Below are 23958 nucleotides of genomic sequence, written 5' to 3' on the forward strand. Positions count from 1 at the left end.
ACTGAAAGTGAGCCCCGTGACAGGACCGGCGCCCTCCTCCCTGCGCCCCGAGCATCCCGTCGCCCGCCCGCTCGCCCAACTGGTCGCGGAGTTCGGACTGGACAGCCGCGGTGATCTCGACGGTGTCGAGGCGACCGGCGCGGCGCTGGCGAGTTCGGCCGTCGAGCCGGGCGACCTCTACGTCGGTGTCCCCGGACGCAACTCGCACGGTGCGTCGTACTCCGCCGCCGCCGCGGAGGCCGGAGCCGTCGCGGTGCTGACCGACGAGGACGGTGCGGCACTCGCCGCCGAGTCCGGGCTGCCGGTCATCGTCACCCCCGACCCGCGCGCCGCGCTCGGTGCCGTGTCCGCCTGGATCTACCGGACCGACGAGAACACGGCGACGCTGTTCGGCGTGACCGGCACGAACGGCAAGACCAGCGTCGTGTACCTGCTGAACGCCATCCTGGGACAGCTCGGCGTGGTCGCCGGGCTCAGCTCCACTGCCGAGCGCCGGATCGGCGACACCGTCATCACGAGCAAGCTCACGACGCCCGAGGCGAGCGAGCTGCACGCCCTCCTGGCACGCATGCGCGAAGAGGGCGTCCGTGCCGCGGCCATCGAGGTCTCCGCGCAGGCGCTCAGCCGGCACCGGGTCGACGGGATCGTGTTCGACGTCGTCGGGTTCACCAACCTCAGCCACGACCACCTCGACGACTATGCGGCGATGGACGACTACTTCGCGGCGAAGCTGGAGCTGTTCCAGCCCGACCGCGCCCGCCGCGGCGTCGTCACCGTCGACTCCGACTGGGGTCGCCAGCTGGTGGAGCAGTCGCGCATCCCGGTCGCCACGCTGACCAGCTCGCCCGGCTCGGACGCCGAGTGGATGCTGACCGTGCTCGAGGAGTCGCTGGAGCGGACCTCGTTCGCGCTGGAGGGCCCGGACGGCCGCCGGATCGAGACCAGCATCCCGTTGCTCGGCGCGTACAACGCCGCCAACGCGGCACTGGCGATCGTCATGCTGGTGGAGTCCGGCTACGACCTCGACGCGATCGGCGCGGCGCTGGAGCGCGACGGCGGCATCGACGCGTACATCCCTGGCCGCGCGGAGCGGCTCTCGGGTGACCGCGGACCGGTCGTGATCATCGACTACGGCCACAGCCCCGACGCCTTCCTGTCGACGCTGAGCGCGCTGCGCAAGGTGACGGACGGGCGGATCGTGATGGTGTTCGGCGCCGACGGCGACCGGGACACCACCAAGCGCACCGACATGGGTGCCATCGCCGCGCGCGGCTCGGACGCCGTGGTGATCACCGACTTCCACCCGCGCTGGGAGGACCCCGCCACCATCCGTGCGGCCCTCCTGGAGGGCGCGCGTGCCGCTGTTCCCGACCTCGACCTGTACGAAGTGCCGGATCCGCGCGCGGCCTTCCGCACCGCCCTGTCGCTGGCGGGCGAGGGCGACGTCGTCCTCTATGCGGGCCCCGGTCACGAGGACTACCAGGAGGTCGCCGGCCAGCGTCTGCCGTATTCGGCGCGCGACGACGTCCGCCTCGCCCTGCGAGAGGCCGGGTGGCTCTGATGATCGCCCTCACCCTGGCGGAGATCGCCGCCGCCACGCGCGGGACGCTGCTGCTCGACGGCACGGACGCGACTCCCGAGACCACGGTCTCCGGCAACTCGACCACCGACTCCCGCGAGGTCGTGCCCGGCACGATCTTCTTCGCGAAGCCCGGCGAGTTCACCGACGGACACCTCTTCGCCCCGCAGGCGGTCGACGCGGGCGCTGCGCTGCTCGTCGTCGACCGTCCCCTCGCCCTGGCGGTTCCGCAACTGCTGGTCGAGGACACGGTGCTCGCGCTCGGCGACCTGGCCACCGAGGTCATCGCGCGGGTCCGCGCGCTCGGACGGCTGAAGATCGTCGGCATCACCGGCTCGAACGGCAAGACCACCACCAAGAACCTGCTCCGCGCCGTGCTGGAACAGGTCGGACCGACCATCGCGCCCCGCGCCTCCTTCAACAACGAGGTCGGCGCGCCGGTCACGATGCTCCAGGTGACGGAGGAGACGCAGTTCCTCGTCGCAGAGATGGGCGCAAGCGGTATCGGCGAGATCGCCCGCCTGGTGCGGATGGCTCGCCCGGACGTCGGGGTGGTGCTGAAGGTCGGGCTCGCGCACGCGGGCGAGTTCGGCGGCATCGAGAAGACCCTCCAGGCGAAGACCGAGATGGTCACCGACCTGCTCGAGACGGATGTCGCGGTGCTCAACATCGACGACCCCCGCGTCGCGACGATGGCCGGCAAGACGGCTGCGCGGGTTCTCTGGTTCGGTCTGGAGGAGGGAGCCGCCGTCCGTGCGACGGACATCGTGGCGGACCGGCGCGGCACCTCGTTCACGCTCCACCTGCCGCCGAGCGACGGCGGTGACGGCGAGCCGCAGTCGCGTCCCGTGCGCTTCCAGGTGCTCGGCGAGCACCACGTGATGAACGCGCTGGCGGCCGCGGCCTCCGCATACGTCCTGGATGTCGACATCGACACCATCGTGAACGCTCTGCAGACCGTGAAGACGGCCGAGCGCGGACGGATGGAGGTGCTGGGCAACAGCGAGGTGACCGTCATCAACGACGCCTACAACGCGAGTCCCGACTCCATGGCCGCCGCCCTGAAGACGCTCGCTCAGATCCGGGAGCCCGGCAGCCGCACGCTCGCCGTGCTCGGCGAGATGAGCGAACTGGGGGAGTTCTCCGGCGAGGAGCACGACCGGATCGGACTGCTGGCGGTGCGTCTGGGGATCGACCAGCTGGTCATCGTGGGCCCCGAGGCCCGGCGGATGCACATCACGGCGATCAACGAGGGCTCGTGGGACGGCGAATCCCTGTACTTCGAGACCCAGGATGCGGCGTTCGAGCACCTCCGGACCGCCCTGCGGCCGGGTGACACCGTGCTCGTGAAGTCGTCGAACTCGGCCGGGCTGCGCTTCCTCGGCGACCGACTGGGAGAATTCTTCTCGTGAAAGCCCTGCTGACCTCCGGTGCGCTGTCGATGGCGTTCACGCTGTTCCTGACGCCGCTCTTCATCCGGCTGTTCCGCCGCCTGCAGTGGGGGCAGTTCATCCGCGACGACGGCCCGCAGAGCCACCACGCCAAGCGCGGAACGGCCACCATGGGCGGCATCGTCGTCATCCTGGGCACGCTGTTCGGCTACTTCACCGCGCTGCTGCTGACCGGCGACGGGACGAGCGTCTCCGCGCTGCTCGTGCTGTTCCTGATGGTCGGACTCGGCATCGTCGGCTTCATCGACGACTTCCTGAAGACCCGGCGTGAGCGCAGCCTCGGTCTGACCGGCTGGGCCAAGGTGGCCGGGCAGGTCATCGTGGCGACGATCTGGGCGTTCCTCGCCATCCGGTTCCCGAACGGAAACGGCTACACGCCTGCCACGATGAGCGTCTCGTTCATCCGCGACCTGTCCGCCATCGACTTCGGCTCCATCACGAAGTTCGGCGTGATCGGCGTGCTGGTCGGGTACGGCCTGTACCTGATCTGGATCAACTTCCTCGTCGCCGCCACGTCCAACGGCGTCAACGTGACCGACGGACTCGACGGGCTCGCCTCCGGCGCGTCCATCCTCGCCGTCGGCGCGTACATCATCATCGGCTTCTGGCAGAACATCCAGTCGTGCTCCAGCCTCAAGCTGAGCGCCGAGAACGTCCCCAAGTGCTACGACGTGCGCGACCCGTTCGACCTCGCCATCGTCGCCACGGCCATCGTGGGCGCCGTCGTCGGGTTCCTGTGGTGGAACACCTCGCCGGCGCAGATCTTCCTCGGCGACACCGGCTCGCTGGCGCTCGGTGGCGCCGTCGCCGCACTGGCCATCCTGAGCCGCACGGAGCTGCTGCTCGTCCTCGTCGGCGGGCTGTTCGTGATCGAGGCGGGGTCGGTGATCCTGCAGCGCGCGTACTTCAAGCTGACCCACGGCAGACGCATCTTCCTGATGAGCCCCATCCACCATCACTTCGAGTTGAAGGGGTGGGCCGAGGTGACCGTCGTCGTCCGGTTCTGGATCATCGCCGGCCTGCTGGTGGCCGCGGGCGTCGGCTCCTTCTACCTGGAGTGGCTGGCGACATGACCGCGCGGGAGGAGCGCCTGGCCGGGCTCACCAGCTGGCACGCGGACTGGAGCGGGCTGCGGGTCGCGGTCTACGGGCTCGGCGTCACCGGATTCTCGGTGGCGGACACTCTTGCCGAGCTCGGAGCGCAGGTGCTGGTCGTCGCAGCCAAGGCGGACGACGAGCGGCGGATGCTGCTCGACGTCATCGGCGCCGACCTCGTGGAGCAGCCCGACCTGTCCACACCGCCGGAGCGCCTCGCCGAGTTCGACCCGGAGCTCGTCATCGTCTCGCCCGGGTTCCACTGGGACCACCCGCTGCTGCTCTGGGCGCACGAGCGCGGCACCGCGGTCTGGGGAGACATCGAGCTCGCCTGGCGCCTGCGCGACAAGGTCCCGCGCCCCGACGGCGCCGACGGACCGGCCGACTGGATCTGCGTCACCGGCACCAACGGCAAGACCACGACCGTGCAGCTGACCGCCACGATGATCCTCGCCGGCGGCATCCGCGTGGCGCCCTGCGGCAACATCGGGGTGCCGGTGCTCGACGCCATCCGCGACCCCGAGGGCTTCGACGTGCTGGTCGTCGAGCTCTCCAGCTACCAGCTGCACTGGGTGAACCGGAACCCCGGCGGTGAGCTCTCCCCGTTCTCCTCCGCCTGCCTGAACATCGCCGACGACCACCTCGACTGGCACGGCTCGCTCGAGGCGTACATCGCGGCGAAGGCGAAGGTCTACGACAACACGCAGGTGGCCTGCGTGTACAACAAGGCCGACGCCAACACCCTCCAGATGGTCGAGGAGGCCGAGGTCATCGAGGGCGCCCGCGCCATCGGCTTCGGGCTCGGCGTGCCCGGGCCGAGCGACTTCGGGATCGTGGACGGCATCCTGTGCGACCGCGCCTTCCTGGAGGACCGCGCGAACTCCGCCATCGAGCTGACCACGCTCGACGAACTGCACGAGGCCGGGCTCGACGCACCGCACGTGGTGGCCAACATCCTGGCCGCCAGCGCGCTCGCACGGTCCTACGGTGTGGCGCCGCAGGTGATCCGGGATGTGCTGACCGCCTTCCGGCTCGACGCCCACCGCATCGAGCTGGTGCGGGCGGAGGCCGGCGTGAACTGGGTGGACGACTCCAAGGCGACGAACCCGCACGCGGCCGACGCGTCGCTGCGCGCCTACCCCTCGGTCGTCTGGGTGGTGGGCGGGCTGCTCAAGGGCGTGGAGGTCGACGAGCTGGTCGGCAAGCACGTCGCGCGACTCCGCGGCGCGGTGCTGATCGGGGTCGACCGGGGGGCGCTGGCCGCCGCATTCCAGCGACACGCGCCCGAGCTTCCCGTGCTGGAGGTCGACGCCGACGAGACTGATGAGGTCATGCCGACGGCGGTGCGGCTGGCCGGCGGTCTCGCCCGCGAGGGCGACACCGTGCTGCTGGCTCCGGCGGCGGCGTCGATGGACCAGTTCGCCGACTACGCAGAGCGCGGCCGCCGCTTCCAGGCGGCAGTCCACGAGTACTTGGGAGGAGAGGCGGATGACGACGAATCCGCCCCGCGTCCCGACCCGCAGCAGGACTGACCGGCAGGCGACGGCACCGGATCTCGCGCCGTCACAGACGCAGGCCTCGGCGCACGGGCTGACCGCGCGCATCCACCTCGGGCGCTCGATGACCTCCGAGTCGGCCAACTACTTCCTCCTGCTCGGGGTCACGCTGTTCATGGTGGTCTTCGGCCTGGTGATGGTGCTGTCCTCCTCGGCGGTCGAGTCGCACAACGACAGCGACAACTTCTTCTCTCGGTTCTGGTCGCAGGGCGCGTACGCGCTGGTGGGCCTGCCGCTGATGTTCGTGGTGTCGCGCATCCCGCGGAACTTCTGGCGCAAGACGATCTGGTTCTTCCTCGCGGCGGCGTGCTTCCTGCAACTGCTGGTGCTGTTCACCCCGCTGGGGATGGAGATCGGCGGCAACCGCAACTGGCTCAAGATCGGCTCGCTCACCGTGCAGCCGTCCGAGGCCATCAAGCTCGCTCTGGTCGTCTGGCTGGGTGTCGTGCTGGCCCGCAAGCGCGACGTGCTCGACCAGTGGAAGCATGTCGCGATCCCCGTCGTGCCCGTCGCGGGTGGAGCGGTCGCGCTCGTCACGCTCGGCGGCGACCTGGGGACCACGATGATCATGGCGGCGCTCATCCTGGGCGCACTGTTCTTCGCAGGCGTGCGGATGCGCTACCTGGCGACCGGTGTCGTGTTCGTCGGGATCGTCGGCGTCATCGTCGCCCTGTCGAGTGCCAGCCGCATCGGCCGCATAGCGGCGCTGTTCGGCGGGTCGAGCGCGGCCAACCCCGACGTGAACTGGCAGATCGACAACGGCTTCTACGCGCTGGCCTCCGGTGGAGTGTTCGGCGTCGGGCTCGGCAACTCGCACTCGAAGTGGTCGTGGCTGCCCGCGGCGGACACCGACTTCATCTTCGCGATCATCGGCGAGGAGCTCGGCCTCATCGGCGCGGTGGTGGTGCTGCTGCTGTTCGTCCTGCTGGCCGTCGTCTTCCTGCGCATCATCCACGCGTCGACGGATCCGTTCGCGCGGGTCACCACCGCGGCGATCATGGTGTGGCTGATCGGGCAGGCCTTCGTCAACATCGCGGTGGTGCTTGGCGTGATCCCGGTGCTCGGGGTGCCGCTCCCACTGATCTCTGCGGGTGGGACTGCGATGATCAGTTCCATGATCGCCATCGGAATCGTGCTGTCGTTCGCGCGGCAGTCCCATCGGGAATCGCTCGCCGCCCAGGACCTCGCTCACGCGGGTGCCCGCCGGTGACGCGTTACCTCTTGGCGGGCGGGGGAACCGCCGGCCACGTCAATCCGCTGCTCGCCGTCGCCGACCGGCTGCGCCGCGACGATCCCAGCGCCGAGGTCGTGGTGCTGGGCACGAAGGAGGGCCTGGAGGCCCGCCTGGTGCCCGAGCGTGGCTACGAGCTGGCGACCATCCCGAAGCTTCCGTTCCCGCGCCGTCCGAACGCCGCTGCGCTCCGCTTCCCGGGGGAGTACCGCCGGACGATCCGCACGGTGCGCGACCTGATCCGTGAGCGCGGCATCGATGCCGTGGTGGGCTTCGGCGGCTATGCCGCGGCACCCGCCTACTCGGCCGCCCGCAAGGAGGGTGTGCCGCTCGTGCTGCACGAGGCGAACGCGCGCCCCGGCCTCGCGAACCGGCTCGGCGCGCGGTACACGCCGTGGGTGGGTGTCGCGTTCGAGGGCACGTCGCTGCCGCACGCGACGTTCGTCGGGATGCCGCTCCGGGTCGAGATCGAGCAGCTCGACCGGGCCGCCGCACGGCCCGAGGCGGCGGCGGAGTTCGGTCTCTCCACCGAGCGGCCCACTCTGCTCGTGACCGGCGGCTCGCTCGGCGCCCGCCGCATCAACCAGACCATCGCCGCCCGTGCCGCCGAACTGACGGCGGCGGGCTGGCAGGTGCTCCACATCCAGGGAGGCCGTGGCGAGCTGACCGATCCGGGCATCGAGGGCTACCGGCTGCTCGACTACTGCGACCGGATGGATCTGGCCCTGGCGATCGCGGACCTCGCCGTCGCGAGGGCGGGCGCGGCGACGGTGTGCGAGTTCGCGGCACTCGGGCTGCCCGCGGTGTACGTCCCGTTCCCGATCGGCAACGGCGAGCAGCGCTTCAACGCGGCGGGCGTCGTCGGCGCCGGCGGCGGCATCCTGGTCGACGACGCCGAGTTCGAGCCGTCCTGGGTGGATGCGTCCCTGCTCCCGCTGCTCGCCGCCCGCGACCGGGTGGCCGAGATGGGCACGCGTGCCGCATCGGCAGGCGTGCGCGACGGGTCCGACCGCATGGTCGCCCTCATCCGGAGCGCCCTCGGCTGATCCGGACCTTCGCCGCGTAGCCTCATACTTGATGGAGTCCTTCTCGCGTAACCGAAAGCTGCACCCGTGACGATCAAGCCCGACCTGTCCCTCGCCCTCCCGGAGGAGCTCGGAAAGCTCCACTTCGTCGGTATCGGCGGCTCCGGGATGAGCGGCATCGCCCGCCTGTTCCTGGAGGCCGGCTACCCGGTGACCGGTTCGGATGTGCGGCACTCGGCCAACATCGACACGCTGCGCGGCCTCGGCGCGACCATCGCCATCGGGCACGACGCGGCCAACGTCGGCGACGCCGACACCCTCGTCGTGACGGGCGCACTCTGGCAGGACAACCCGGAGTACCAGCTGGCGCTGTCCAGGGGATTGCCGGTCCTGCACCGCTCGCAGGCCCTCGCGTGGCTGATCAACCGGTCGCGGCTCGTCGCCGTGGCGGGGGCGCACGGCAAGACCACCTCCACCGGCATGATCATCACCGGGCTGCTCGGCCTGGGCGAGGACCCCAGCTTCGTCAACGGCGGCGTCATCGCATCCCTCGGCAAGAGCTCGCAGACCGGCACCGGCGACCTGTTCGTCGTGGAGGCGGACGAGTCGGACGGCTCGTTCCTGCTCTACGACACCGCGGTCGCCCTGATCACGAACGTCGACCCCGACCACCTCGACCACTACGGGTCGCTGGAGGCGTTCGAGGACGCCTTCGTCACGTTCGCCCGCGAGGCCGACGAGTTCGTCGTCGTGTCGTCCGACGACCCGGGTGCCGTCCACGTCACCGGACGCCTGCGCGAGCAGGCACCGGAGAAGCGGGTCGTCACGTTCGGCGAAGCCGAGGACGCGGAGGTGCGCGTCCACTCCATCGTCACCGACGGGCCCGTCTCGTTCGCCGTCCGCTACCAGGGTGCGGACTACACCGCCCGGCTGCGGGTGCCCGGGCGCCACAACGCCATCAACGCGGCCGGCGCGTTCGCGGTGCTGACCGGCCTCGGCTTCGAGCCGGCCGCGTCGCTCGCGGCCATCTCCGAGTTCGGCGGCACCGAGCGCCGCTTCGAGCTGCACGGCACGGTCAACGGCGTCAGCGTGTACGACGACTACGCACACCACCCGACGGAGGTGGCGGCGGCGCTCTCGGCCGCGCGCACGGTCGTCGGAAACGGACGCATCATCGCGGTGCACCAGCCGCACCTCTACAGCCGCACCCGGTTGTTCGCCCAGGAGTTCGCCGAGACGCTGGAGCAGTACGCCGACGAGACCGTCGTGCTCGATGTGTACGGCGCCCGCGAGGACCCGGAGCCCGGTGTCACCGGCGCGCTCGTCGCCGACCGCTTCGAGCATCCCGAGCACGTGGCCTTCATCGCCGACTGGCAGCAGGCCGCCGACCACACGGCGCAGATCGCACGCGAAGGCGACTTCGTCATCACCCTCGGCTGCGGCGACGTGTACCGGATCGTGCCGCAGCTGCTCGACGCCCTGCGGCGCGAGGGGGCCGGGCACGCGGAGGGCGCCGAGGCGTCCGCTGCACCGGTGGAGTGACGAGGGCCTTCGGTGAAGCGTCCCCAGGGTTTCGAGCGGTCGCCCGCGCAGTCCGAGTCGCCGCGTTCCGTGGGGACGGTGACCGACCCCATTCCCGTTCAGCCGTCGTCCGTCCCGTCCGCCGGCACCGGCACCCGCGAGACCCCTGACCGCTCGGCTGCCGACGCCTCGCCCTACTCCCGCCTTCCCAGCAACCGCGAGATCGACAAGGCCCTCCGCGCGGCCCGCCGCGAGCGGAAGCGGCTGGAACGCGGCGAGGTCCGGCGGTTCACCAAGCGGTCGCGCCGCCGCCGTTATGCGTGGCTCGGGGCCGCCGCCGTGGTCGTCGGCCTGGTGCTTGCCGTCGTGCTCATCGCGTTCTCTCCGCTGCTCGCGCTCAAGCACATCCAGGTCACCGGCACCTCCCGGCTGGACGCGTCCACCGTCGCGAAGAAGCTCTCCGACCAGCTCGGGACGCCGCTCCCGCTGCTCGACCAGGCCGGCATCTCCAGCGATCTCGCGGCGTTCCCTCTCATCCGCAGTTACACGGTCGAGAGTCACCCGCCCGACTCCATCGTGGTCCGGGTGGTCGAGCGGCAGCCGGTGGGCGTCATCCAGCGGGGTAACGCCTTCACCCTGGTGGATGCGGCCAAGGTGCCCATCGCCAGCAGCGAGAAGCGGCCGGACGGATTCCCGCTCATCGCCGCGGGCGGGGGAGCGGCCGACGTGGATGCGGACTCCGGGTTCGCCGCCGCCGCCAGCGTGCTGAGCGCGCTGCCGGCCGACGTGCTCCCGCACGTGGACACCATCGCAGCCAAGACGAAGGATGACGTCAGCTTCACCCTGCGGGGGAGCGGTGCGACGGTGGTCTGGGGGAGCGCCGAGGACTCGTCGCTCAAAGCGGCCGACCTGGCAGCGCTGCTGAAGAGCGCTCCGGATTCGTCCCACTTCGACGTGTCGTCCCCGCACAGCGTGACGACGGGTTAGGCCCGGGTTGGCCGGGACTTTCCCGACACGCCTGCGGGGTTCCGGGAGCGGGGCCCCGGCGCCCGTAACGTCGGATCAAGAATTGCATACTCAGCAAGACTTTAAGCTTCAACTAGAAGTTTAACGTTCCCGTGGAGGCCCGGACGTGACAGCACAACAGAACTACCTCGCCGTGATCAAGGTCGTCGGCATCGGCGGAGGCGGCGTCAACGCCGTCAACCGCATGATCGAACTCGGCCTCCGCGGCGTCGAGTTCATCGCCATCAACACCGACGCCCAGGCGTTGCTGATGAGCGACGCCGACGTCAAGCTCGACGTGGGCCGCGAGATCACCCGCGGCCTGGGTGCGGGAGCCGACCCCGAGGTCGGCCGGCGCGCGGCCGAGGACCACGCGGAGGAGATCGAGGAGGCGCTCGCGGGCGCCGACATGGTCTTCGTCACCGCGGGCGAGGGCGGCGGAACCGGCACAGGTGGCGCACCCGTGGTCGCGCGGATCGCCAAGTCGATCGGCGCACTCACCATCGGTGTCGTGACCAAGCCGTTCTCGTTCGAGGGCAAGCGCCGCCAGCAGCAGGCCGAGGCGGGCGTGCAGCGCCTGAAGGAAGAGGTCGACACCCTCATCGTCGTGCCGAACGACCGGCTGCTGGAGATCAGCGACCGCGGCATCAGCATGCTGGAGGCGTTCTCCACCGCCGACCAGGTGCTCCTCGCCGGTGTGCAGGGCATCACCGACCTGATCACCACCCCCGGTCTCATCAACCTCGACTTCGCCGACGTCAAGTCGGTCATGCAGGGTGCCGGCTCCGCGCTCATGGGCATCGGCTCGTCGCGGGGCGCCGACCGCGCCATCAAGGCTGCGGAACTGGCCGTCGCCTCGCCGCTGCTGGAGGCATCCATCGACGGCGCCCACGGCGTGCTCCTCTCCATCCAGGGTGGATCGAACCTCGGCATCTTCGAGATCAACGACGCCGCCCGCCTGGTCCAGGAGGCGGTGCACCCGGAGGCGAACATCATCTTCGGTGCGGTCATCGACGACACCCTCGGCGACGAGGTGCGCGTGACCGTGATCGCTGCGGGCTTCGACGGCGGAGAGCCGAACTCCCGACCGGTGACCGCGGACTCGCGCCGCGCCAGCTTCGTCGAGGCCGGCTCGGAGCAGTCCCAGGTCGCCTCCTCGGCCGAGGTCGAGGCCGGCGAGATCCCCGCTCCCGAGACCGCGACGTGGCAGACCGGCGAGAGCCCGGTCGCTGAGGCGGCACCGCAGAAGGACCCGGCGTTCGACGACGAGAATGACGATCTCGACATCCCCGACTTCCTCAAGTAACGGGCTGGCCGAACGGCTTGCCGCGGTCCGGGAGGGCGTCGCCGACGCCGCCCGGGCTGCGGGCCGTTCGCCCGAGGAGCTCACGACGATCGTCGTGACGAAGTTCCACCCGGCTTCGCTCGTCCGCGAACTCGCCGGGCTCGGCGTGCGCGACGTGGGGGAGAACCGGCACCAGGAGGCGCAGGAGAAGGCGGCGGAGCTGTCCGACCTCGACCTCACGTGGCACTTCGTGGGGCAGTTGCAGAGCAAGAAGGCGCGGCAGGTCCGGCGATACGCCTCTGTCATCCACTCGGTCGACCGGCTGTCGCTGGTGGATGCGCTGGCCTCCGACGAGAGCAGCGTCGATGCGTTCGTGCAGCTCAACCTCACCGACGACCCGGGACGCGGCGGCGTCGCCGACCGGGACCTCGAGGCACTGGTCGAGCACGTCCTCGCGGCACCCGGTCTGCGCCTGCTCGGCGTGATGGCGGTCGCGCCGCTGGGGGAGGAACCCGCCCGCGCGTTCGAGCGCGTCCGCGCAGCTTCGGAGCGCGTCCGGTCGCTCGCCCCGGAGGCGACCGCCATCTCGGCCGGGATGTCGCAGGACTACCCCGAAGCGATCGCGGCAGGCGCGACACACCTTCGGATCGGGACCGCCATTACCGGGAATCGGCCGGAGCTTCGTTAATCTCGAAGCAAGAGTTCGAAACGCGTGGCGAGGCGTCGACGCGCAGGTCTGTACGGAGGAACCCATGGCCAACCCGCTGAAGAAGACGATGGTCTACCTGGGCCTCGCCGACGAGGAACTGGAGTACGAGGAGCAGCAGGAGCCGGTCCAGCACCAGCCCCGCCGCGAGGCTCCCGTTCACACGGCGGCCCCGTCTCCGGTCCAGGCCGTCCCCCACCCCGCACCGGTCGCCCCCGCGGCCGGCCGCGCTCCGGTCACGCCGCTGCGCAAGACGTCATCCACCGCACGGAATGCATCGGTACAGGAAATGAACGAGATCCTCACGGTCCACCCCCGCCAATACCGCGACGCCCAGGCGATCGCCGAGTCGTTCCGCGAGGGGATCCCGGTCATCATCAACCTCTCGCAGATGAGCGAGGGGGATGCGCGCCGCCTCATCGACTTCGCCAGCGGCCTCTCGCAGGGCCTCTACGGCAAGATCGAGCGGGTCACCCCCAAGGTGTTCCTGCTGTCGCCCAGCCACGTCGTCGTCTCCGGCGAGCACGGCGGCCAGGACGCAGAGGTCGACGCCTCGTTCTTCGCGCAGGCCTGAACGCTGCAGGCCTGACCGCAATCGGTTCTACGTACTGAAGCGCACCGGCTTCCCCTCACCATCCCCTGTGATGGCGAGGGGAGCCGGTGCGCTTCGTCCATACTGGGAGAGTGTTCCTCGTCGTCTCCATCCTCGCGAACGTCCTCTATTACGCGCTCCTGATCTACTTCTTCGTGCTGTGGGCCCGTTTCGTGCTGGACCTGGTGCGCGTGTTCGCGCGGCAGTGGCGTCCACGGGGCTTCGGGCTGGTGCTCGCGGAGTCGACCTACGTCGTCACCGATCCGCCCATCCGCTTCTTCCGCCGCATCATCCCGCGGGTCTCGATGGGGCCGGTGGCGATCGACTTCGGCTGGAGCCTGACGATGCTCGTCGTCATCATCGGCTTGTACGTGACACTGGGATTCCGCTGAGCGTCGCTGCCCATCTGGCGGTGCGCCGCGTTGTATCGTGGACGAGCCGACGCGCCGAGGTGCGGCGGCGTGCGCGACCGACGCCCGTTTTGCTAGCGTTGGTCTGCACGCGTTCGAGTTCCAATTTCACGATCTAAGGTGGCTTGCCATGGCGCTGACTCCGGAAGATGTAGTCAACAAGCGGTTCCAGCCGACGAAATTCCGCGAGGGCTACGACCAGGACGAGGTCGACGACTTCCTCGATGAGGTCGTCGTCGAGCTGCGTCGCCTCACCCAGGAGAACGAGGAGCTCAAGCAGCGCCTCGTGGCCGCCGACTCCCGGATCGCCGAGCTGCAGCGCAGCGGCGGCCAGGGCGGAGCCCCGGCGTCGGCCGCCCAGGGCGACAACGCCGAGACCGAGCGCCTGCAGCGCGAGAACGAGGAGCTCAAGCAGCGCCTCGCCGACGCACAGCAGGAGGCCGCACAGGCCAAGCAGCAGGCCGAGCAGGCGCAGACCTCTCAGGCGGCTGCCGCTCCCGCGTACCAGGCACCGGCGGACGACGCGAACGACCCGAACGCCACCAACAACCTGCTCCAGCTCGCCCGTCGTCTCCACGAGGAGCACGTGCGCGAGGGTGTGGAGAAGCGCGACCAGCTCATCGCCGAGGGTCACGCCACCGCCGCGCGCATCGTCGCAGAGGCGGAGTCGAAGCAGCGTGCACAGATCAGCGCCCTCGACCAGGAGCGCTCCGGCCTCGAGCGCCGTATCGACGAGCTCCGCACGTTCGAACGCGACTACCGCAAGGGCCTCAAGTCGTACATCGAAAGCCAGCTGCGCGACCTCGACGCCCCGGTGCAGGGTGGCGGCCAGAACGCCGGCGCCCGCTCCGCTGCGCCGGTGAGTGCCGGAAGCGCAAGCGCCGGAAATGCTGTCCCCGCACCGGTCTCCGCCGGCGGTTCCGACGAATCGAGCAACCAGGGCCAGCCCCCGGTCTTCCCCGGTTTTGGAGGCTAGTCCCTCCCGGCCCAAGGTCAGCATCAGGGCCTTGGCGGTCCTGGCGATAGTCGCGCTGTGCGTCTACCTCATCGACCAGATCGCCAAGGTCCTGGTCGTCTCGAACCTGTACGAGGGTCAGCAGCTCGAGGTCCTCGGTCAGCTGCTCCAGTTCCATTTCGTCAAGAACGCCGGCGCCGCCTTCTCGATCGGCAGCGGATCCACCTGGATCTTCTCGATCGTCGGGGTCGGCGTGCTCGGCTTCGTCATCTGGTACGCGCCGCGCATCCGCTCGACCGCCTGGGCCGTGCTGTTCGGCCTCCTGCTCGGTGGGCTGCTGGGCAACCTGACGGACCGCCTGTTCCGTTCTCCCGGCTTCGGCGTGGGCCACGTGGTCGACTTCCTGCAGATCCCCTTGCTTCCGGCCATCTTCAACCTCGCCGATGTGGCGATCGTGTCGAGCATGGTGCTGTTCCTCATCCTCACCCTGCGCGGTGTGGGTCTCGACGGGCGGCGCGGATCTGACGAAGAGCTCGACGAGATCGACGAGGCTGAGGCCGACGGTGAGGACGACTCGGCCGCGGCTTCGGACGCGCCCCCGACCGACACCCACGACAAGCCGCAGAGCTAGATGGAATCACGCAGCTTCCCGATCCCGGATGGGCTCGACGGCTCGCGTGTCGACGCCGGCCTGGCGAAGCTCCTGGGCTTCTCGCGCAGTTTCGCCGCCGAGATCGCCGAGGCGGGGGGTGTGACGCTGGACGGCCGCGAGGCCGGCAAGTCCGACCGTCTGACCGCGGGCTCCTGGCTCGAGGTCTCGTGGCAGCCGAAGTCCGACGTCGAGATCGTGCCGATCGCCGTGCCCGAACTGACGATCGTCCACGACGACGACGACATCGTCGTGATCGACAAGCCGGTCGGCGTCGCCGCGCATCCCTCGGTCGGCTGGGAGGGGCCGACCGTGCTCGGAGCGCTGGCCGCCGCGGGATTCCGCATCTCGACGTCCGGGGCCGCCGAGCGCGCGGGCATCGTCCACCGCCTCGACGCCGGCACGAGCGGTCTCATGGTCGTCGCGAAGTCGGAGCGCGCGTACACCGTGCTCAAGCGCGCCTTCCACGACCGCACGGTCGAGAAGATCTATCACGCAGTCGTGCAGGGGCACCCGGACCCGCTCACCGGCACCATCGACGCGCCCATCGGACGGCATCCGCGCTCGGACTGGAAGTTCGCGGTCGTCGCGGGCGGCAAGCCCTCGGTCACGCACTACGAGACGATCGAGGCGTTCCCGTCCGCGAGCCTTCTGGAGATCCACCTGGAGACCGGACGGACGCACCAGATCCGCGTCCACATGGCGGCGCAGCGGCATCCCTGCGCCGGCGATGCGATGTACGGGGCCGACCCGGTCCTGAGCGCGCGGCTGGGACTCACCCGGCAGTGGTTGCACGCCGTCCAGCTCGCGTTCGACCACCCGGCGACGGGGGAGTGGGTCACCTTCACGACGACCTACCCGGCCGATCTCCAGCACGCCCTGGACGTCCTGCGGGAGTCGTGAGTCCGACCTTCGCATCGGCCGAGGGTCGGCCGGAAAAAGTCGTAGGAGGCGTTTAGGCTGAAGGGGTCATGAGCGACTCCTTCGTCCACCTCCACGTCCACAGCGAGTACTCCATGCTCGACGGGGCCGCGCGCGTCAAACCCCTGGTCGAGGCGGCGGCAGCCCAGGGCATGCCCGGCGTCGCGATCACCGACCACGGCAACATGTTCGGCGCGTTCGACTTCTGGCGCACCGCGACGGATGCGGGCATCAAGCCCATCATCGGCACCGAGGCGTACCTCACACCGGGCACGCACCGCAGCGACAAGACCCGTATCCGCTGGGGCGACGGCGGCGGCGACGACGTCTCGGGCTCCGGCGCGTACACGCACATGACGCTGCTGGCTGCGACGACCGAGGGGATGCAGAACCTCTTCCGTCTGTCGTCCATCGCCTCCCGCGAGGGGTACTACTTCAAACCGCGCATGGACCGCGAGATCCTGAGCACGTACGCGAAGGGCATCATCGCGACGACGGGGTGCCCGTCGGGCGAGGTGCAGACCCGCCTCCGGCTCGGCCAGTACGAGGCCGCCCGGGCAGCGGCGGCGGACTACCGCGACATCTTCGGCAAGGAGAACTTCTTCGCCGAGATCATGGATCACGGGCTCGGGATCGAGCGCCGCATCATGTCCGATCTGATCCGGCTCGCCAAGGACCTCGGCCTGCCGCTGGTCGCCACCAACGACCTCCACTACACGCACGCCGAGGACGCGAAGAGCCACGCGGCGCTGCTGTGCGTGCAGTCCGGCTCCACGCTCGACGACCCCAACCGGTTCAAGTTCGACGCCGACGAGTTCTACCTCAAGACCCCGGAGCAGATGCGGCAGCTGTTCCGCGACTACCCGGAGGCGTGCGACAACACGCTCGCCATCGCCGAGCGCTGCGACGTCCAGTTCGACACGGCGGCGAACTACATGCCGCGCTTCCCCGTGCCCGAAGGGGAGACGGAGCAGACGTGGTTCGTCAAGGAGATCGAGAAGGGCCTCGAGGAGCGCTACCCGGGCGGCGTCACCCCCGAGGTGCGCCAGCAGGCTGACTACGAGATCGGCGTGATCTCGCAGATGGGCTTCCCTGGCTACTTCCTCGTCGTCGCCGACTTCATCAACTGGTCCAAGCGCAACGGCATCCGGGTGGGTCCGGGCCGCGGCTCGGGCGCCGGGTCGATGGCCGCCTACGCGATGCGGATCACCGACCTCGACCCGCTCCAGCATGGACTCATCTTCGAGCGCTTCCTCAACCCCGACCGCGTCTCGATGCCCGACTTCGATGTCGACTTCGACGACCGCCGCCGTGGCGAGGTCATCAAGTACGTGACCGAGAAGTACGGCGAGGAGCGCGTCGCACAGATCGTCACCTACGGCACGATCAAGGCCAAACAGGCCCTCAAGGACTCCTCGCGCGTCCTCGGCTTCCCGTTCGGGATGGGCGAGAAGCTGACGAAGGCGATGCCGCCGCCCGTCATGGGCAAGGACATCCCGCTGACCGGGATCTTCGACCGGGACCACCCGCGCTACAAAGAGGCGGTCGACATCCGGGCCGTCGTCGAGAGCGACCCCGAGGCCAAGACGGTCTTCGACACGGCGCTGGGTCTCGAGAACCTGAAGCGCCAGTGGGGCGTGCACGCTGCGGGCGTGATCATGTCGTCCGACCCGCTGATCGACATCATCCCGATCATGAAGCGGGAGCAGGACGGGCAGATCGTCACGCAGTTCGACTACCCGGCCTGCGAGTCGCTCGGACTGATCAAGATGGACTTCCTGGGCCTCCGGAACCTCACGATCATCAACGACGCGCTCGACAACATCCGCGACAACCGCGACGAGAACCTGGTGCTCGAAGACCTGGCGCTCGACGACCGTGCCGCGTACGAGCTGCTCTCCCGCGGCGACACCCTCGGCGTCTTCCAGCTCGACGGCGGACCGATGCGTTCGCTGCTGAGGCTGATGAAGCCGGACAACTTCGAGGACATCTCGGCACTCATCGCGCTGTACCGTCCGGGCCCCATGGGCGCGAATTCGCACACCAACTACGCGCTGCGCAAGAACGGCCTCCAGCCGATCACGCCCATCCACCCGGAGCTCGCCGAACCGCTCGCCGAGATCCTCTCCACCAGCTACGGCCTGATCATCTATCAGGAGCAGGTGATGGCGATCGCGCAGAAGGTCGCCGGCTTCTCGCTCGGCCAAGCAGACATCCTGCGCCGAGCGATGGGCAAGAAGAAGAAGTCCGAGCTCGACAAGCAGTTCGAGGGCTTCTCCGGCGGCATGCAGGCCAACGGCTATTCGATGGACGCGGTCAACAAGCTCTGGGAGATCCTGCTCCCGTTCTCCGACTACGCGTTCAACAAAGCCCACTCGGCGGCCTACGGCGTGATCTCGTACTGGACCGCCTACCTCAAGGCGCACTATCCGGCCGAGTACATGGCCGCGCTGCTCACCAGCGTCGGCGACTCCAAGGACAAGATGGCGCTCTACCTGAACGAGTGCCGCCGGATGGGCATCAAAGTGCTCGCCCCGGACGTCAACGAGTCCAACCTGTACTTCGCCGCGGTCGGCTCCGACATCCGCTTCGGGATGGGCGCCGTGCGCAACGTCGGCGCGAACGTGGTCGAAGGGGTGCGTGAGGCGCGCGAGAGCAAGGGTCGTTTCGAGTCGTTCCACGACTTCCTGAACAAGGTCCCGATCCACGCGGCCAACAAGCGGACGGTCGAGTCGCTGATCAAGGCCGGCGCCTTCGACTCGCTCGGCCACACCCGTCGCTCCCTCGTCGAGGTGCACGAGGATGCGGTGGAGTCGGCGGTCAAGATCAAACGGAACGAGGCCAACGGCGACGTCGGCTTCGACTTCGACAGCCTCTGGGGCGAGGACGAGCCTGGTCAGGCCCAGCACCACATCCCGACGCGTCCGGAGTGGGCCAAGCGCGACAAGCTGGCGTTCGAGCGCGAGATGCTGGGGCTCTACGTGTCCGACCATCCCCTCGCCGGGCTCGAGTTGCCGCTGGCGAAACTGGCGAGCACCGGAATCGCCGAGCTCGTCGGCTCGGAGAACATCCAGGACGGCGAGACGGTCACCATCGCCGGGCTCGTGACCAGCGTGCAGCATCGCGTCGCGAAGGCGTCGGGCAACCAGTACGGCATGATCCAGGTCGAGGACTTCGGCGGCGAGCTGACCGTGATGTTCATGGGCAAGGCCTACCAGGAGTACTCAGCGCAGCTGCAGGGTGACGCGATCGTCGTCGTCCGCGGCCGGGTGAGCCTCAGGGACGACGGGATGAACCTGCACGCCTTCTCGCTGATGACGCCCGATCTGGGCCAGGCGAACGACGCCGGGCCGTTGATGATCACGATGCCGGACCAGCGCGCGACCACCGACACCGTGACGTCGCTCAGCGAGGTGCTCTCGCGTCATCCCGGTGAGAGCGAGGTGCGGCTCCGGCTCGTCAAGGGCCAGGTCGCGCGGGTCTTCGAGGTGCCGAAGCCGGTCACCGTCAGCGCCGACCTGTACGGGGAGCTGAAGGGCCTGCTCGGTCCCAACTGCCTGGTCTGACCCCGCCCCCGCGCGCGTCAGACGGCGGTGCCGGGGCGCCAGTACGTGCGCTCGTGGTAGACGAGCGGGGCGTCGTCCTCCCCGAGCTCGCCCTGCTCGATCTGGACGATGACGACCGCGCTGTTGTGCACCTGCACCCGCTCCAGGATGCGGCCCACCATCCACGCCGTGGTGTCCTTGATCACGGGGAGCCCGTGCGGGCCGCGGTACCAGTGGTCGCCGAGGAAGCGCTGCTGGTTGTCGCCCGAGAGGATCTGGGCGACGTCACGGTTGCGCACGCCGAGCGTGTGGATGACGACCCGGTCGGTCTCGGCGATCGCAGGCCAGCTGGAGGCCGACAGCGCCATGTTGAAGGTGGCCAGCGGCGGCACCGCCGCCAGCGACGCCAGCGAGGTGGCGGTGAAGCCGACCGGCGTCCCGTCCGCGTGCTGAGCGGTGATCACCGCGACACCGGCCGCATGCCGGCGGAAGGTCTGGCGGAAGGCCGCGAGGTCGGGCGTCACGCCGGCGACGAGGCCGTCGGTGGGGTCGGGCGAGGCGGGCTCGGGGGATGCGCTGTTCATACTGTGGTTACAAGCTCCAGTCGGGCTGGAAGATTCCGGGCCGGTAGGCTGATCAGGCCATGATCCAGACCATCGACCTCCGCGGCATCCAGCCTACTCGCGCCGCATTCCAGCGACTCGTTCCCCGTCCTGTCGTCGACGTGCAGGTCGCCATGTCGGTCGCTTCCGACCTCATCGCCGACGTGCGTGAGCGCGGCGTCGCCGCCCTCCGCGAGCAGGCCGAGCGGTTCGACGGCGGCGCTCCCGTGTCGCTGCGGGTGCCGCAGACCGAGATCGACGCCGCCGTGGCCGCACTGTCCGCCGACGTGCGCGAGGCGCTGGAGGAGGCGATCGCGCGCGTGCGCGAAGCGACCGCCGCGCAGGTCCCACCCGCCGCCGAGACCGTGCTCCGCCCGGGCGCGAGCATCGTGCAGCGGTGGGAGCCGGTCGAGCGTGCCGGGCTCTACGTTCCGGGCGGCAAGGCCGTGTACCCGTCGAGCGTGGTCATGAACGCGGTGCCCGCCCAGGTCGCGGGCGTCGCCTCCGTCGCCCTGGTGAGTCCGCCGCAGCGCGAGTTCGGGGGAGCGGTCCACCCGGTCATCCTCGGCGCCGCGGGTCTGCTCGGCATCGACGAGGTGTACGCGATGGGAGGCGCCGGCGCGATCGGCGCGCTCGCGTACGGCGTCGAGGAGCTCGGCCTCGACCCGGTGCAGGTCATCACCGGACCGGGCAACATCTACGTCGCCGCTGCCAAGCGCGTCGTCCGCGGCCAGACGGGCATCGACTCGGAGGCGGGGACCACCGAGATCCTCGTCATCGCCGACGACTCCGCCGACGCGGGGTACGTCGCCGCCGACCTGATCAGCCAGGCGGAGCACGACGAGGCCGCAGCGTCCCTGCTGGTCACCGACAGCCCGGACTTCGCCGACCGGGTCGTCGCAGAGCTCGAACGGCTGGCGGACGCGACGAAGCACGCCGAACGCGTGCGCACCGCGCTGGGCGGCCCGCAGTCCGCCGTCGTCCTGGTCGACGATCTGGCCGCGGCCGCCGCGTTCAGCGACGCCTACGGCCCCGAGCACCTCGAGCTGCAGACGGCCGATCCGGATGCGCTGCTCGCGTCCATCCACAATGCCGGCGCGATCTTCCTCGGGCCGACCTCCCCGGTGAGCCTGGGGGACTATCTGGCGGGCTCGAACCACGTGCTCCCCACCGGCGGCCAGGCCCGCTTCTCGCCCGGACTCGGGGCGTACTCGTTCCTGCGTCCGCAGCAGGTGATCCGCTACGACAGGGACGCTCTGAGCGAGGTGGCCGACCGGATCGTGGCGCTCTCGACCGCGGAGGACCTCCCGGCCCACGGAGAAGCGGTCACCCAGCGGTTCCGCACCCGCTGAGCGATAGAATCAGGCCATGTTCTGCCCCTTCTGCCGCCACCCGGACTCCCGCGTCATCGACTCCCGGACCAGTGACGACGGGCTCTCCATCCGGCGCCGCCGGCAGTGCCCGGAGTGCGGGCGCCGCTTCTCGACGACCGAGACCGCGAGCCTCAGCGTGATCAAGCGCAGTGGAGTGGCGGAGCCGTTCAGTCGCGAGAAGATCGTCCTCGGCGTCCGCAAGGCGTGCCAGGGCCGACCGGTCACCGATTCCGACCTCGCCGTGCTCGCGGGCAAGGTCGAGGAGACGATCCGGTCGACGGGCGCGTCGCAGATCGAGGCCAACGACATCGGTCTGGCCATCCTCCCGGAGCTTCGCGAGCTCGACGAGGTGGCGTACCTGCGCTTCGCGAGCGTGTATCAGGCCTTCGACTCGCTCGACGACTTCGAGTCGGCCATCCGCTCGCTGCGCCTCGCGCACCACCCGGAGCCGGTCGAGACCGCGTAGTCGGACCGCACCTCCGCCGCGCGCGGTATTCTCGTACCGGCATGTATCGCGCACTGTTCGACCTCGTCCTGTCCCGCCTCGATCCCGAGCGCGCCCATCACCTCGCTTTCGTGGTGATCCGGGCCCTCCCGACCTTCGGTCTCGGCCGCCTCGTCCGCCGGTTCACCGCACCCGATCCGTCGCTCGCAGTGGATGCCCTCGGGCTGCGCTTCGACTCGCCGTTCGGCGTCGCGGCCGGCTTCGACAAGGACGGCGAGGCGGTGCTCGGCCTCGGCGCTCTCGGATTCGGTCATGTCGAGGTCGGCACGATCACGGCCCTGCCGCAGCCGGGCAACGACAAGCCGCGGCTGTTCCGTCTCATCCCGGACCGCGCCGTCATCAACCGGATGGGCTTCAACAACCACGGTGCCGGTGCCGCGGCGAACCGACTGCTGCGCGTCCGCCGTGCCGGAGCGCGTCCGGTCCTCGGGCTCAACATCGGCAAGTCGCGCGTCGTCGCCGTCGAGGACGCGACGGCCGACTACCTGACGAGCGCGCGGGCTCTCGCCCCCGTCGCCGACTACCTCGTCGTCAATGTCAGCTCGCCGAACACGCCCGGTCTGCGCGGTCTGCAGGAGCTCGAACTCCTGTCGCCGCTGCTGACCGCCGTGAAGGAGGTGGCGGGGGCCACCCCGCTGCTGGTGAAGATCGCGCCCGATCTGACCGACGAACAGGTCGAACGGATCGCCCGGCTCGCGGTCGAGCTCGGACTGGCCGGAATCATCGCGACGAACACCACGATCTCGCGGAGCGGGCTGTCGACGGACCCGGCGGTCGTCGAGGCCGCGGGGGCAGGGGGTCTGAGCGGAGCGCCCCTCGCCGCCCGCTCGCTGGAGGTGCTGCGTCTCATCCGTGCGGTCGTTCCGCCGGAGCTGTGCGTCGTCTCGGTGGGCGGCGTCGACACTGCCGAAGACGTGCAGGAGCGGCTGGATGCGGGGGCCACGCTCGTGCAGGGCTACACCGCGTTCCTCTACCGCGGCCCGCTGTGGGCACGGCAGATCAACCGCGGGCTGCTACGACTCCGGCGTGCCCTGGTGGAAGCGTAGGCGCCAGCGTCCCGAGCTGCGCACCCAGAGCGAGCTGCGGAGCGTCGCGCCGCGCGCATCCATCGTCCTCGCGGTGAGCAGCAGCGCGTCACCGGCGACCCGGTCCACGCCGAGCACTTCGATGCCGGCCGCCGGAGCGTCGTCCTCCACGGCGAGTTCGGACACGAGGGCGTCGCGGCCCCACAGTCGTCCGGAACGTCCGATCTCCTCGAACGACGGATGCAGCAGCTCGGCAAGGCGGGAGGCGTCGGAGCGGATGGACGGCTCGAGGAGTTCGCGCTCGAGGCGGGCCACGACCTCCTCGTCCGTCTCCTCGGCGGAGAGCGCGTCGAAGAGGTCGAACTCGAGCGGGGAGTCGGTGGGCGGCGGAGCGACCGCAGCGGCCGCAGGCTCGGCGGCCGCAGGCTCGGCGGCCACAGGCTCGGCGACGGCGGCCGTGGCACGGCCGGGCCACCCCGGGCCGATCGGGATCGCGTCGCCGTTCTGGTATGCGGTCGCGGCCGCGCGGGCGCGGGAGTCGGCGGCCTCGTTGAGGTCGTGGCCGGCGTGGCCCTTCACCCACTCGAAGCGGTAGCGGCGGCCCTGCAGCGCGCGATCCAGCCGCTCCAGCAGCTCGCGGTTGAGGACGGGCGCGCCGTCGGCCTTGCGCCAGCCTTTGCGCTTCCAGCCCGCCATCCACTTCGTCACCGCGTTGATCACGTACTGGCTGTCGCAGAAGATGTGGAGGTCGTCGTCCAGGTGCCCCGTGGCCTCCAGGAGGTCGATGACGGCCATCAGCTCGCCCTGGTTGTTGGTGCCGCGCGGCCAGCCGCCTGCCGACCAGTGCTCGTCATCCACGTACCAGGCCCAGCCGGCCGGGCCGGGGTTACCGAGGGCGGAGCCGTCCGCCGCCGCGACGATCGTCACG

General features: G+C 69.9%; 21 protein-coding genes. 19 read left to right on the forward strand and 2 right to left on the reverse strand.

The window, feature by feature from the left end; all coding sequences use genetic code 11:
* Positions 1-16: 16 nt before the first annotated feature.
* The 16 genes from P3F85_RS05600 to dnaE all read left to right on the forward strand — a co-directional run bounded on the left by P3F85_RS05600 (position 17) and on the right by dnaE (position 19546).
* The gene (locus P3F85_RS05600; protein ID WP_374010261.1) at positions 17-1561 is read left to right on the forward strand and encodes a Mur ligase family protein; all 1545 of its coding nucleotides are present in this window, start codon (positions 17-19) and stop codon (positions 1559-1561) included.
* Positions 1561-2991, forward strand: coding sequence for a UDP-N-acetylmuramoyl-tripeptide--D-alanyl-D-alanine ligase (murF, locus tag P3F85_RS05605; protein WP_374010262.1), 1431 nt, complete (start codon positions 1561-1563; stop codon positions 2989-2991). The genes P3F85_RS05600 and murF overlap by 1 nt, the downstream gene beginning before the upstream one ends.
* Positions 2988-4103: a phospho-N-acetylmuramoyl-pentapeptide-transferase gene (gene mraY / locus P3F85_RS05610; RefSeq protein ID WP_374010263.1), complete on the forward strand. Its 1116-nt coding sequence runs from the start codon at positions 2988-2990 to the stop codon at positions 4101-4103. The genes murF and mraY overlap by 4 nt, the downstream gene beginning before the upstream one ends.
* Complete coding sequence (gene murD / locus P3F85_RS05615; protein ID WP_374010264.1) at positions 4100-5656, forward strand: UDP-N-acetylmuramoyl-L-alanine--D-glutamate ligase; 1557 nt, start codon at positions 4100-4102, stop codon at positions 5654-5656. Before mraY ends, murD begins: the two co-directional genes overlap by 4 nt.
* Positions 5613-6890 carry a putative lipid II flippase FtsW gene (gene ftsW / locus P3F85_RS05620; RefSeq protein ID WP_374010265.1) on the forward strand — a complete coding sequence of 426 codons (1278 nt, stop codon included), beginning with the start codon at positions 5613-5615 and terminating at the stop codon, positions 6888-6890. Before murD ends, ftsW begins: the two co-directional genes overlap by 44 nt.
* Positions 6887-7957 carry a glycosyltransferase gene (locus tag P3F85_RS05625; RefSeq protein WP_374010266.1) on the forward strand — a complete coding sequence of 357 codons (1071 nt, stop codon included), beginning with the start codon at positions 6887-6889 and terminating at the stop codon, positions 7955-7957. The genes ftsW and P3F85_RS05625 overlap by 4 nt, the downstream gene beginning before the upstream one ends.
* Positions 7958-8023: 66 nt before the next feature.
* Entirely contained in the window at positions 8024-9478 is a 1455-nt protein-coding gene (murC, locus tag P3F85_RS05630; RefSeq protein WP_374010267.1) for a UDP-N-acetylmuramate--L-alanine ligase, read from the forward strand.
* Positions 9479-9490: 12 nt separating this feature from the next.
* Positions 9491-10444, forward strand: coding sequence for an FtsQ-type POTRA domain-containing protein (locus P3F85_RS05635; RefSeq protein ID WP_374010268.1), 954 nt, complete (start codon positions 9491-9493; stop codon positions 10442-10444).
* A 145-nt stretch (positions 10445-10589) separates the two neighbouring features.
* Positions 10590-11768: a cell division protein FtsZ gene (gene ftsZ / locus P3F85_RS05640; protein ID WP_374010269.1), complete on the forward strand. Its 1179-nt coding sequence runs from the start codon at positions 10590-10592 to the stop codon at positions 11766-11768.
* Positions 11734-12435, forward strand: a complete 702-nt coding sequence (locus tag P3F85_RS05645; RefSeq protein WP_374010270.1) for a YggS family pyridoxal phosphate-dependent enzyme — start codon at positions 11734-11736, stop codon at positions 12433-12435. The genes ftsZ and P3F85_RS05645 overlap by 35 nt, the downstream gene beginning before the upstream one ends.
* Positions 12436-12499: 64 nt before the next feature.
* Complete coding sequence (locus tag P3F85_RS05650) at positions 12500-13027, forward strand: cell division protein SepF (RefSeq protein WP_374010271.1); 528 nt, start codon at positions 12500-12502, stop codon at positions 13025-13027.
* A gap of 110 nt (positions 13028-13137) precedes the next feature.
* A complete protein-coding gene (locus P3F85_RS05655) occupies positions 13138-13437 on the forward strand; it encodes a YggT family protein (RefSeq protein ID WP_374010272.1) in 300 nt (99 codons plus the stop codon).
* A 148-nt stretch (positions 13438-13585) separates the two neighbouring features.
* The gene (locus tag P3F85_RS05660; RefSeq protein ID WP_374010273.1) at positions 13586-14431 is read left to right on the forward strand and encodes a DivIVA domain-containing protein; all 846 of its coding nucleotides are present in this window, start codon (positions 13586-13588) and stop codon (positions 14429-14431) included.
* Positions 14432-14462: 31 nt separating this feature from the next.
* Positions 14463-15041, forward strand: a complete 579-nt coding sequence (gene lspA, locus P3F85_RS05665; protein WP_374010274.1) for a signal peptidase II — start codon at positions 14463-14465, stop codon at positions 15039-15041.
* Positions 15042-15962 carry an RluA family pseudouridine synthase gene (locus P3F85_RS05670; protein ID WP_374010275.1) on the forward strand — a complete coding sequence of 307 codons (921 nt, stop codon included), beginning with the start codon at positions 15042-15044 and terminating at the stop codon, positions 15960-15962.
* Positions 15963-16030: 68 nt separating this feature from the next.
* Complete coding sequence (gene dnaE, locus P3F85_RS05675) at positions 16031-19546, forward strand: DNA polymerase III subunit alpha (protein ID WP_374010276.1); 3516 nt, start codon at positions 16031-16033, stop codon at positions 19544-19546.
* A gap of 17 nt (positions 19547-19563) precedes the next feature.
* Here dnaE and P3F85_RS05680 read toward each other — a convergent pair whose 3' ends face one another.
* Positions 19564-20109, reverse strand: a complete 546-nt coding sequence (locus P3F85_RS05680; protein WP_374010277.1) for a flavin reductase family protein — start codon at positions 20107-20109, stop codon at positions 19564-19566.
* Between the two features lie 59 nt (positions 20110-20168).
* Between P3F85_RS05680 and hisD the strand changes: the two genes are divergently transcribed.
* The 3 genes from hisD to P3F85_RS05695 are packed head-to-tail and all read left to right on the forward strand — an operon-like array spanning position 20169 to position 23051.
* Positions 20169-21479, forward strand: a complete 1311-nt coding sequence (gene hisD / locus P3F85_RS05685) for a histidinol dehydrogenase (protein ID WP_374010278.1) — start codon at positions 20169-20171, stop codon at positions 21477-21479.
* Between the two features lie 16 nt (positions 21480-21495).
* Positions 21496-21966 carry a transcriptional regulator NrdR gene (gene nrdR / locus P3F85_RS05690; protein WP_374010279.1) on the forward strand — a complete coding sequence of 157 codons (471 nt, stop codon included), beginning with the start codon at positions 21496-21498 and terminating at the stop codon, positions 21964-21966.
* Positions 21967-22007: 41 nt separating this feature from the next.
* A complete protein-coding gene (locus P3F85_RS05695; RefSeq protein WP_374010280.1) occupies positions 22008-23051 on the forward strand; it encodes a quinone-dependent dihydroorotate dehydrogenase in 1044 nt (347 codons plus the stop codon).
* On the opposite strand, the gene P3F85_RS05700 is transcribed toward P3F85_RS05695, so the two are convergent.
* Positions 23019-23957 (reverse strand): RNase H family protein, encoded by a 939-nt coding sequence (locus P3F85_RS05700; protein WP_374010281.1) that lies wholly within the window; start codon positions 23955-23957, stop codon positions 23019-23021. The two genes, P3F85_RS05695 and P3F85_RS05700, sit on opposite strands and share 33 nt — an antisense overlap.
* Between the last annotated feature and the right edge of the window lies 1 nt (position 23958).

It is taken from the genome of Leifsonia sp. T36S-04, assembly GCF_042465655.1.
GTDB lineage: Bacteria > Actinomycetota > Actinomycetes > Actinomycetales > Microbacteriaceae > Leifsonia.